We start from the raw sequence: 10,354 nt of genomic DNA on the forward strand, positions 1-10,354 counted from the left end.
GAGATGTTGACGGGAAGTTGTGAAGTTCGATTGTCCGGACATTCGCATTGACAGCGTGCCTGGTCGGCCCCCCAATAGGTCCCATGCGCATCGGACTCATCGGAGCGGGTCGTATCGGTACATTCCATGCGACGACTCTCAGCCGTCACCGCGAGGTCGGCGGCTCTCTCATCGTGACGGATGCGGATCCCGCGAGGGCCCATGCGCTCGCGGACCGGCTGGGGGCGACGGCGGCGCCCGGCGTGGACGAGATCTTCACCTGGGGCGTGGACGCGGTGGTCATCACGGCCGCGACCTCGGCGCATGGCGAACTGATCGGTCGGGCAGCACGGTCGGGGCTCCCGGTGTTCTGCGAGAAGCCCATCGCCCTCGATCTGCCGGGCACGCTGACCGCGCTCGCCGAGGTCGACACCGCCGGAACGGTTCTGCAGCTGGGCTTCCAGCGCCGCTTCGACGTGGGGTACACGGCGGCCCGGGAAGCGGTGCGCTCGGGCCGGCTCGGGCGGCTGCACACGGTGCGTGCGATGACGTCCGACCAGTCGCCGCCGCCGGCCGCGTACCTCCCGCTCTCCGGCGGCCTCTACCGGGACTGCCTGGTCCACGACTTCGACATGCTGCGCTGGGTGACCGGCCACGAGATCGTCGAGGTGTACGCGACCGGGTCGGACGCCGGCCCGGCGATGTTCCGCGAGGCCCACGACATCGACACGGCCGCCGCCGTCCTCACGTTCGACGACGGCACGCTCGCGACGGCGACGGCGACCCGGACGAACGGTGCGGGCTACGACGTCCGTATGGAGCTGGCCGGCGAGCTGGACCAGATCGCCGTCGGGCTCGACGACCGGACGCCGATCGCGTCCACGGAACCGGCCGGACCCCCGCCCGCGACCAAGCCGTGGACCGGCTTCCTGGAACGCTTCGGCCCCGCGTACGAGGCCGAGCTCGGCGCCTTCGTCGAGGTGGTCCGCGGTGAGCGCGCCAACCCGTGCGACGGCCGAGAGGCGCTGCACGCCCTGCGCATCGCCGAGGCGTGCGAGCTGTCGCGGCACGAGCGGCGGCCGGTGCGGCTGACGGAGGTCCCGGGCGGACGCGACTGAGCTCGCGCACCCGGGTCACCCGAGAAGCCGTACGGCCGGGGTCTGCGTGCTCGTGGCGAGTACGCGCTCGCAGTGGCGGCAGATCACCTCGTGCGGGCGCACCGCGTTGGTCTGGGTGCTGCCGGTGCCCGACTCCTCGGTGTCCCGGCAGTGGTACGCCAGGTGGAGCCGGACCCAGGGATGGCTGGTGGGCGCCATGGCCTGATTGCCGTCACGGGCGTCCTGGAAGGGCGCCCACCAGAAGTCGACCAGGGCACGGACCGCCAGGCGCTCGGCGCCCCGCGTCGTGTCGAACGCGGCGAGCCGGGCCGCGGCGTAGTGACGGGGGAAGCCGCCGCGGCTGCCGGAGCACAGCGCCCGTTCGGCGCCGCGCTCGATGACCGTCGTACGGCCGGTGCGCTCGCAGACGAAGCAGTCCAGGGTGAATTCCAGCTTGGAGCGCCAGTGCAGCTCGTGGGTGTCCGTGCCGCGCGGCGGCAGTCCGGTCAGCTCGGCGGTGATCTCCGCGGTACGCAGCACGGTCGGCCTCCTGACGGTTCACGGACGGCGGCAGGGACGCGCGGACGACGACACGCACCGGCGTGAACTACCAGCGCACCGGCATCCTCCGCACGCCGCGCATCAGCATGCCGGGCAGGCGGCCGCTCGGCGGTCCGTCGAGGGCCAGGTCCGGGCAGCGATCCAGCAGGGAGGGCAGCGCGATACGCGCTTCGAGACGGGCCAGGGGTGCGCCCAGGCAGTAGTGGATGCCGTGCCCGAAGGCGAGGTGGCCGCGGGCGTCGCGCCGGATGTCGAAGCGGTCGGGGGCCGGATATCTGCCCCCGTCGCGGTCGGCCGCGGTGAGGCCGATCATCACCGGGTCGCCCGCAGAGACCGCCGTACCGCCGATGACGAGCGGCTCGGCGGCGAACCGGAAGGTCGCGTTCTCCACGGGGCCGTCGTAGCGCAGCATCTCCTCGACGGCCCCGTCGAGGAGGGTCATGTCGGCCCGCAGCGCGGCGAGTTGCCCGGGGTGTGTGAGCAGGGCGTGGACGCCGCTCGTGATGAGGTTGACCGTCGTCTCGTGCCCGGCGATGAGCAGCACGAACGCCATGCCGCGCAGTTCCTCGGGCGAGAGCCGGTCGCCGTCCTCGGCGGTGGTGCGGATGAGGCTGCTCAGCAGGTCGTCGGCCGGCCCGGCGCGCCGCTTGTCCTCGATCAAGTCGGTGAGGTAGGCGGCGAGTTGAACGAACGCCTCGTGCTCGCTCTGCGCGTCGGCGGGCGCGACCGCCTCCGTGGACAGTGCCCGGAAGGCGGCCCGGTCGATCTCGGGCACCCCGAGCAGTTCGCAGATGACCGTGAGCGGCAGCGGATACGCGAACGACTCCACGAGGTCTGCGTGTCCGTGCGGCAGCATCGCGTCGATCAGCGCGTCGGTGATCTCCTGGACGCGCGGGCGCAGCGCCTCCACCCGGCGCATGGTGAACGCACGGGCGATCAGCCCCCGCAGCCGCGTGTGCTGCGGCGGGTCGGCGATCAGCAGGTACTTGCCGATCAGCTCCTCGTCGAGGAACGTGAACCCGATCCTCGCCCCGTCCTTGGCCAGCCGCGGATCGGCGAGCGCTGCCCGCGCCTCCTCGTATCCGACGACGAGCCACGTCTCGTGGTGCTGGTCGGGCGGCGGCAGCCGCACCTTGTGCACCGGCCCCAGCGCCCGCAGCTGCGCGTACACCGGGTGCGGGTCCTCGGTGAACCCCGCACCCCACTCCCCCAGATCGACCACATCCGCCATACGACATCCCCCCTCGCCCCTCCAACGGCCGGGCGGTCGGACTAGTGCCCGTCCCCTTCGAGCTCCTCCAGGAGCCCGGCGTCGTAGGTCAACAGGGCGATCTGCACACGGTTGTTGAGGTCGAGTTTGGCGAGGATGCGGGAGACGTGTGTCTTGACGGTCGCGACGCTCATGAACAGCTCGCTCGCGATGTCGGCGTTCGACCTGCCCTGTCCGACGGCGACGGCCACCTCGCGCTCGCGGTCGTTGAGCGCGGCGATGCGGTCGCGGGCACCGGAGCGGCGGGTGTCGAGTGCGGAGCCGGCGGCGTGCGCCATCAACTGGCGGGTGACGGCGGGCGACAGCACGGGATCGCCCGCGGCGACGCGCCGTACCGCTTCGAGGATCTCCACGGGCGGGGTGTCCTTGAGGACGAACCCGCCCGCGCCCGCGCGCAGGGCCCGCAGCACCTGCTCGTCGGCGTGGAACGTCGTCAGGACCACGACCTGGGGGGCGTCCTTGCGGCCGCGCAGCTTCTCCGTGGCCGCGAGGCCGTCGACCGCAGGCATCCGGATGTCCATCAGGACGACGTCAGGACGGGTGCGGTCGACGAGCGCCTCGACCTCGCCGCCGTCGGCGGCCTCGCCGACGATCTCGATGTCGTCGGCGCCGCCCATCATGAAGGAGAGGCCGGCTCGCACGAGCGGATCGTCGTCGACGAGGAGCAGTCGGATCACAGTCATGGCCCCACCGTAGTGAGGCGTCGCCCTCGGTTCGTCGTTTCACCGGGGCGGCGGAAAAGCCTACGGGCGCACAACTCGGCGCCTACGCGGTGCCGTTGCCCCACGGCAACCAGGCTCTGACCGCGAACCCGCCGTCCTCCTGCGCCCCGTGCTCAAGCCGGCCGCCGGCCAGGGTGGCGCGCTCCGTCAGGCCGATGAGGCCCTGGGCCGAGCCGGGAACGTGGGGTACCTCGCCGGGCGGCGGCGGGTTGCGCACGGAGATCGTGAGGCCGTCGCCGGGGGCGCCCGCGACGCAGACCGTGACCTCCGCGCCGGGCGCGTGTTTGCGGGCGTTGGTCAGGCCCTCCTGGGCGATGCGGTACGCGGTGCGGCCGACGGACGCGGGGACGCCGGCCGGGTCGGTGACACGGTTGTCGAGGACGACCTTCATACCGGCCGCGCGCGACTCGGAGACCAGACCGTCCAGGGCCACCAGTGTCGGCTGCGGCCGCCCCGCGTCGTCGGCGTCACCCGCGCGCAGCACTCCGATGATCTCCCGCAGGTCCTGCAACGCCTCGTGCGCGCTCTCCCTGATCACCCCGGCGGCACGCGCGACCTCCGCCTGCGGCGCGTCCGGCCGGAACTCCAGCGCCCCGGCATGCACGCTCAGCAGGGTCAGCCGATGGGCGAGTACGTCGTGCATCTCGCGCGCGATGGCCTCACGGGCGAGCCGCTGTGCCTGCTCGGCCCGCAGCGCCGCCTCCGTCTCGGCCCGCCACGCCCGGTCCCGCAGGCTCAGCATGAGCTGCCGCTTGGACCGTACGAACATCCCCCAGCCGACCACCGACACGGCCAGCAACGCGGTGACGGCGACCGAGGCGGCGTACGGCAGATCGGGGTCGGGGCGCAGCCAGAAGAACAGCGGGATCAGGGCGAGCTGGACGGCACCGAGCCCACCCGCGTACTTGAAGGGCCGGTGCACGGCCAGCGTGAACAGGGCGACCAGGCCCGCGCCGCTCGCGGTGTTCGAGATCAGCCCCACGGGGATCATGGCGACGGCGAGCCCGAGCGGCCAGCGGCGGCGCAGCCAGACGGCGGCGCAGGCGAGCGCGCCGAGCAACTGGTCGAGGACGGCGAGCGTGTGCGGGGTGTTCGGGTCGTGGGACACCGTGTTCGCGCTCAGCACGCCGATCACGACGGCGAGCAGGAAGCACCCGAAGTCGACGACCCAGTCGCGCACGGTGCGCCGCGGTCGGCCCCACCGCGTGGAGCGCTCCGCCCGGTCGGGGTCGAAACCCGCGGCCAGGGCCGACGGCAGCAGCCAGCGCCGCCCGGGCAGCACGGCGTACTGCGGGGCGGGCAGCACGGTCCCGCTCCGTGCCCGCGGCGAAGACTCGTCCCCCTGCTTGTCACCACTCACAGTCGACAAATCTACGCATGCACGGCCGACGCGACCTCCCCACGCGGGGTATCGCCGACGAAAGTCGAGCCACTTCAGACTTTCGTCACGGCCCTCATCCGAACGCGGCGACTTCGGTCGGACATGCCTCGCCCCACGGCCGATGAGCGCGGGGGGCCCGCGGGGCGAGGGTCTTCCCATGAAGCAGGCTCTGGAATCTCTCGGCTGTCTCGCCCTGGTGCAGGGCGCCATCGGACTGGTAAACGCACTGAGCGGCAGGCTGCACGGCTGGGGCGTCGTGCAGCGGTTCGACTTCCTGGACGGCTACGAGATCTACGCGAGCATCGCCCTGCTCGTGCTGTCGTTCGCGCTGTTCGCAGCCGCCGAGAGCCGGAAACCGGACTGAACGTGCAGGCTTCGTGGAGCCCGCCCCACGCCAGGTTAACTTCCCGAAAACTCATCGGACTTGACGGGAAAACCTCTCAGGTTGTCATTGACATGCCACTGTCTACGCGCGTCATCATGAAGCCATGAGATTCCCCCCACGGATCACTCGCATCGGCGCCGCAGCCGCCGTCCTGTCCGCCCTCCTCGTCGGCGGCGCCGTCACCGCCACCCCGGCGTCCGCCGCTGTCGGCAGCATCTGCTACAGCGCCCTGCCCTCCCAGGCGCACCACACGCTCGACCTGATCGCATCGAACGGCCCCTTCCCGTACTCGCAGGACGGTGTCGTCTTCCAGAACCGGGAAGGCGTCCTGCCCAGCCAGTCCACTGGCTACTATCACGAGTACACCGTGATCACTCCGGGCTCCTCCACGCGCGGTGCGCGTCGCATCGTCACCGGTGAGGAGACCCAGGAGGACTACTACACCTCCGACCACTACGCCACGTTCGACCTCGTCGACTTCGGCTGCTGAGGCCTGACGGTCCGCCATCTCGACCGGCTGGAGGCCCGGCCCGCGTTCAGCCGGGCCTCCAGCCCCATGGAGCAACCGACGGGGCCCCTCCACAGCCACGCCCCCTGTGACGCACTCCGCATGCTCGCTGGAGCCTTAAATACGCATTCAACATGCGCATTTGATACTGTCCTTGCGTGCGGTTGACGAAGTTCACCGACCTGGCGCTGCGTGCCGTGATGCGTCTGGCGGTTTCCGAGCAGGACGAGCCCCTGACCACCCGAGAGGTGGCCCAGGCCATGGGCGTGCCCGCCACCCACATGGCGAAGGCGATCACCCGGCTGCAGCACCTCGGTGTCCTGGAGGCGCGACGAGGGCGTGGCGGCGGGTTGGACCTGACCCAGCTGGGCCGGCACGCTTCGGTCGGCTGGCTGGTGCGGGAGCTGGAGGGCGACGGCGAGGTCGTCGCCTGCGACGGCGATCCCCCCTGTCCGCTGCGCGGGGCGTGCCGGTTGCGCCGGGCGCTGCGCGACGCCCAGGAAGCCTTCTACGCCTCGCTCGACCCGTTGACGGTGGCCGATCTGGTGGCGTCCCCCACCGGGCCGGTCCTCGTCGGACTGGTCGGCCGCCGCCCCGAGTAGGCGAGGGGACACCGTCCCGAGGGAGCGGAAGAGCACCGCCTCCAGGAGGCGGGAGAGCACCGCATTTCCGCACCCGCACTCAACGGGGCCCGCGACCCACATCCTTAAATACGCATATCACTTACCAGTTCAGGAGACGCTGTGCTGTCCGAGCAGTCCACCCCGGTCGTCCGTGCCACCCTGCCCCTCGTCGGCGCCGCGATCGGCGAGATAACCGAGGGGTTCTACGCCAGGCTCTTCCAGGACCGACCCGAGCTCCTGCGTGACCTGTTCAACCGCGGCAACCAGGCCAACGGGGAACAGCAGAAGGCGCTGGCCGGCTCCATCGCCGCGTTCGCGGGCATGCTGGTCGAACGCCCCGAGTCCCGGCCCGACGCGATGCTCGCCCGGATCGCCCACAAGCACGCCTCGCTCGGCATCACCTCCGACCAGTACAAGCTCGTCCACCAGCACCTCTTCGCAGCGATCGGCGACGTCCTCGGCAGCGCGGTCACCCCCGAGGTGGCCGCCGCCTGGGACGAGGTGTACTGGCTGATGGCCAACGCCCTCATCGCCCTGGAGGCGCGGCTCTACCAGGACTCCGGCACAGCCGAGGGCGGGGCCTGGCGGGAGATGGAGATCGTCGAGCGGCACGAGGTGACCTCCGACGCGGTCTCCTTGGTCCTGCGCCCCGCCGACGGCGCCCCGGCGGGGGCCTTCCGCCCGGGCCAGTACGTCAGCGTCCGCACCGAACTCCCCGACGGCGCCCGCCAGATACGCCAGTACAGCCTCTCCGGTGACCCCGGCAGCCCGCATTGGCGCATCACCGTCAAGCGCGTGCGGGCCGGCGCGGGCCCGGAGGGCGAGGTGTCGTCCCGGCTGCACGAGCAGGCCCGGACCGGCGACCTGCTCAGCGTCTCCGCACCGTTCGGCGACCTCGTCCTGCCGGAGGGCGACGGGCCCTTGCTGCTGGCGTCCGCGGGGATCGGCGTCACCCCGATGCTGTCCATGCTGCACCACCTGGCGGTCGCGGACCCGACCCGCCCGCTGACCGTGATGCACGCCGACCGCACCCCGGCCGACCACGCCCACCGCGACGAGCAGCGCCGGCTCGTCTCCTCGCTCCCGAACGCCCGCCTGCACCTGTGGTACGAGGAGCCCGGTGACAGCGCGCCGGAGGCGTTGTCCGGCCTGGCCGACGCGGCCGCGCTCGATCTGCCCGACGGAGTGACCGCGTACCTGTGCGGCTCGCTGCCCTTCATGCGCGCGGTACGCGGCGACCTGCTCCGCCGCGGGGTGCCCGCGCACGCCGTCCACTACGAAGTCTTCGGCCCCGACCTCTGGCTCGGCAACGAATAACCCGACCCGGAAACCGGAAAGAGGGGTGTGCGCGTGAACTCCACGTCCGAGGCCGTCGCCGCTGCGGTCACCTTCGTATGGCTCGGGATGGTCCTCGCCATCTCCTTCCTGGAGGCCCCGTTGAAGTTCCGGGCTCCGGGAGTGACCCTGCCCATCGGCCTCGGCATCGGCCGCGTCGTCTTCCGTGCGCTCAACCGCGTCGAGACCGTCCTCGCCGGTGTTCTCCTCGCAGCGGTGGCGACCGGCGGCCCTCCCCCGTCCGTAGGCGTGCTGACGGCAACTGCCGTGCTGCTGCTCGCCGTACAGCTCCTGGTGATCCGGCCCGCCCTCAACCGCCGTTCCACCCGCGTGCTCGCCGGTGAGAGCCTGCCGCGCTCCCGCGCCCACCACTTCTACGTGGCCGCCGAGACACTCAAGGTCCTCACCTTGCTCGCCCTGGGCCTGCTCACCGCCTGATCGGCCCCGCCGAAAGCCGGCCGACCACCTAGTAACTGCCGTACGTGGGGCGGCCCGCCACGTCGTACGTGTGGAGCGTGTCGACGAGGCGACGTACTTCGGCTGGGCGTTCAGCTTGGCGGCGATCGGGTTGCCGGGGTCGGTGATCTTCGGCCAGTAGCTCGCGTCGCGAACCGTCGGTCGTGAGTGGGGCCTGTTGTCACCAAGGCAGACCCCACCGGGACCCGCAACTCATCGCTCACCCGGCTTGGGTCGAGAACAGTCCTCCCGTGGGGCCCTGCTTGTCGCCGCCCTGGGCCTTCCTCAGGGCGTTGGCGAGGCTCTCGATGGTGAGGGACTGGAGGATCACCCGGCCGTTGCCCTCCAGGGTGGCCAGGGAGAGGCCCTCGCCGCCGAAGACCGCGTTCATGAGCCCCTGCCTGTTGAGGCCGCCGACGCGCTGGACCCCGTACTGGATGCCCTCCTCGAAGGCGACGACGCAGCCTGTGTCGACCTCGATGCGGCCGCCGAACTCGGCGGGGTTGAGGTCGATGAAGTTGCCCGCACCGGCGATGATCACGGTCCCGCGGCCGGTGAACTTCTCCAGGACGAAGCCCTCGCCGCCGCTGCGCCCGGTACGGCCGCCCTGGAAGGCGATCCCGAAGTCCACGCTCGACTCGGCGGCCACGAAGGCGTCCTTCTCGGCGAACCACGCGCGCGTGCCGTCGAGTTCCAGCGCGCGCATCTCGCCGGGGAGCACACCGGCAAAGCCGACGGTGCCCTCCCCGCCCGTCGAGGTGAAGTACTGGAACGCCAGGGACTCGCCCGCGAGGGCGCGCTGGCCGACCTGCATCGCCGTGCCCATGGCCTGGCGCAGCATGCCGCCCATGCCGCCACCGGGGCCGCCGGCGCCTGGCTGCTGGCCGCCGCTGCCCGCGGGGCCGGAGAGCCGGGTCTCCATGGTCACGTTCGTGGTCTTGAAGAGGAACTTCCCCGCCTCGCAGTAGACGGTCTGCCCCGGCTGCAGGCTGACGACCGCCATCTGCATGGCGTTGCCGACGATTTCTTGCTGAAGAGTCACAAGACAAGAACGGGAGAAATAGGTCGAAAGGTTCCGGCCGGCCGGTCCCGTCGTCCGTTTGCCACCCGAACTCGTCGTCCGTTTGCCGCCAGCGCCAGGGGTCCGCGACGGCTGGGATGGACCCATGACTTCATCATCGTTTGCGCGGGAATCCATGAACGGCAAGGCATCCATGGAGGGCAAGGTGGCCCTCGTGACCGGCGGCAGCCGGGGGATCGGGGCGGCCACGGCGCTCCGGCTCGCCCGGGAGGGCGCCGATGTGGCCCTCACCTATGTGCGGGACAAGGAGGCCGCGGACGAGGTCGTACGGGAGATCTCCGCGCTCGGCCGGCGCGGGCTCGCCCTGCGGGCGGATTCCGCGGACGCGGGCGAGGCCGCCGGGGCGGTCGACCGCGCGGTGGAGGCGCTCGGCCGCCTCGACGTGCTCGTCAACAACGTGGGCGTGGGGGTGCTCGGCCCCCTGGACTCGCTGCCTCTCACCGAGGTGGACCGGGTGCTGGCGGTGAACGTGCGCGGGGTCTTCCTCGCCTCGCAGGCGGCGGCCGGGCATCTGGAACGCGGTGGCCGGATCGTCACGATCGGCACGTGCATGACGCAGCGGGTGCCCGGCCCGGGCGGCACGCTGTACGCGACCAGCAAGTCGGCCCTCATCGGGCTGACGAAGGCGCTGGCCCGCGAGCTGGGCGACCGCGGGGTCACCGTGAACATCGTCCATCCGGGGCCGGTCGACACCGATATGAACCCGGCGGACGGGCCGTACGCGTCCGGCCAGGCCTCGATGACCGCCCTCGGGCGTTTCGGCTCGGCGCAGGAGGTGGCGTCGATGGTCGCCTACCTGGCGGGCGGCGACGCGGCGTACGTCACCGGGGCGGAGTTCTCCGTGGACGGAGGGCATGCGGCGTAGCGGGCGACGGGGGGCGGGGGGGGGGTCCGGCAGACCGCGGCCGCCCCCCGCCCCCCGCACGCCACGAGCGACCCCCCCCCCCCGCGGGGCG

At 71.8% G+C, this 10,354-nt stretch carries 12 protein-coding genes and 1 pseudogene; 7 read left to right on the forward strand and 6 right to left on the reverse strand.

The genetic code is table 11. The features are described from left to right. Positions 1–83: 83 nt before the first annotated feature. Positions 84–1,097, forward strand: coding sequence for a Gfo/Idh/MocA family oxidoreductase (locus ABZS97_RS22580; RefSeq protein ID WP_356140098.1), 1,014 nt, complete (start codon positions 84–86; stop codon positions 1,095–1,097). Positions 1,098–1,112: 15 nt separating this feature from the next. Here the strand turns inward: ABZS97_RS22580 and ABZS97_RS22585 are convergent, their stop codons facing one another. From ABZS97_RS22585 to ABZS97_RS22600, 4 genes are all read right to left on the reverse strand, one after another. Further along, positions 1,113–1,616, reverse strand: a complete 504-nt coding sequence (locus ABZS97_RS22585) for a hypothetical protein (protein WP_356140099.1) — start codon at positions 1,614–1,616, stop codon at positions 1,113–1,115. A gap of 67 nt (positions 1,617–1,683) precedes the next feature. After that, on the reverse strand, positions 1,684–2,868 hold the full coding sequence (locus ABZS97_RS22590; protein WP_356140100.1) for a cytochrome P450: 1,185 nt from the start codon (positions 2,866–2,868) through the stop codon (positions 1,684–1,686). Between the two features lie 41 nt (positions 2,869–2,909). Beyond that, positions 2,910–3,590, reverse strand: a complete 681-nt coding sequence (locus tag ABZS97_RS22595) for a response regulator transcription factor (RefSeq protein ID WP_356140101.1) — start codon at positions 3,588–3,590, stop codon at positions 2,910–2,912. 82 nt (positions 3,591–3,672) lie between these two features. Next, the gene (locus ABZS97_RS22600) at positions 3,673–4,935 is read right to left on the reverse strand and encodes a histidine kinase (protein ID WP_356140102.1); all 1,263 of its coding nucleotides are present in this window, start codon (positions 4,933–4,935) and stop codon (positions 3,673–3,675) included. A gap of 232 nt (positions 4,936–5,167) precedes the next feature. Between ABZS97_RS22600 and ABZS97_RS22605 the strand changes: the two genes are divergently transcribed. From ABZS97_RS22605 to ABZS97_RS22625, 5 genes are all read left to right on the forward strand, one after another. After that, entirely contained in the window at positions 5,168–5,374 is a 207-nt protein-coding gene (locus tag ABZS97_RS22605) for a hypothetical protein (RefSeq protein WP_356140103.1), read from the forward strand. Between the two features lie 124 nt (positions 5,375–5,498). Then, the gene (locus tag ABZS97_RS22610; protein ID WP_356140104.1) at positions 5,499–5,885 is read left to right on the forward strand and encodes a ribonuclease domain-containing protein; all 387 of its coding nucleotides are present in this window, start codon (positions 5,499–5,501) and stop codon (positions 5,883–5,885) included. Between the two features lie 176 nt (positions 5,886–6,061). After that, positions 6,062–6,505, forward strand: coding sequence for a nitric oxide-sensing transcriptional repressor NsrR (nsrR, locus tag ABZS97_RS22615; protein WP_356140105.1), 444 nt, complete (start codon positions 6,062–6,064; stop codon positions 6,503–6,505). 141 nt (positions 6,506–6,646) lie between these two features. Next, positions 6,647–7,843, forward strand: coding sequence for a globin domain-containing protein (locus ABZS97_RS22620; protein WP_356140106.1), 1,197 nt, complete (start codon positions 6,647–6,649; stop codon positions 7,841–7,843). Between the two features lie 33 nt (positions 7,844–7,876). Next, positions 7,877–8,299, forward strand: a complete 423-nt coding sequence (locus ABZS97_RS22625) for a hypothetical protein (protein ID WP_356140107.1) — start codon at positions 7,877–7,879, stop codon at positions 8,297–8,299. Positions 8,300–8,377: 78 nt separating this feature from the next. Here the strand turns inward: ABZS97_RS22625 and ABZS97_RS22630 are convergent. Next, positions 8,378–8,464: pseudogene (locus ABZS97_RS22630) on the reverse strand (dihydrofolate reductase); the annotation flags it as partial. A 73-nt stretch (positions 8,465–8,537) separates the two neighbouring features. Continuing rightward, entirely contained in the window at positions 8,538–9,359 is an 822-nt protein-coding gene (locus tag ABZS97_RS22635) for an AIM24 family protein (RefSeq protein WP_356140108.1), read from the reverse strand. A 154-nt stretch (positions 9,360–9,513) separates the two neighbouring features. Between ABZS97_RS22635 and ABZS97_RS22640 the strand changes: the two genes are divergently transcribed. Further along, on the forward strand, positions 9,514–10,263 hold the full coding sequence (locus tag ABZS97_RS22640) for an SDR family oxidoreductase (RefSeq protein ID WP_356140109.1): 750 nt from the start codon (positions 9,514–9,516) through the stop codon (positions 10,261–10,263). Positions 10,264–10,354: the final 91 nt, after the last annotated feature.

Origin of the sequence: Streptomyces sp. NPDC005485, from assembly GCF_040606085.1 — a bacterium.
Taxonomy (GTDB): domain Bacteria; phylum Actinomycetota; class Actinomycetes; order Streptomycetales; family Streptomycetaceae; genus Streptomyces.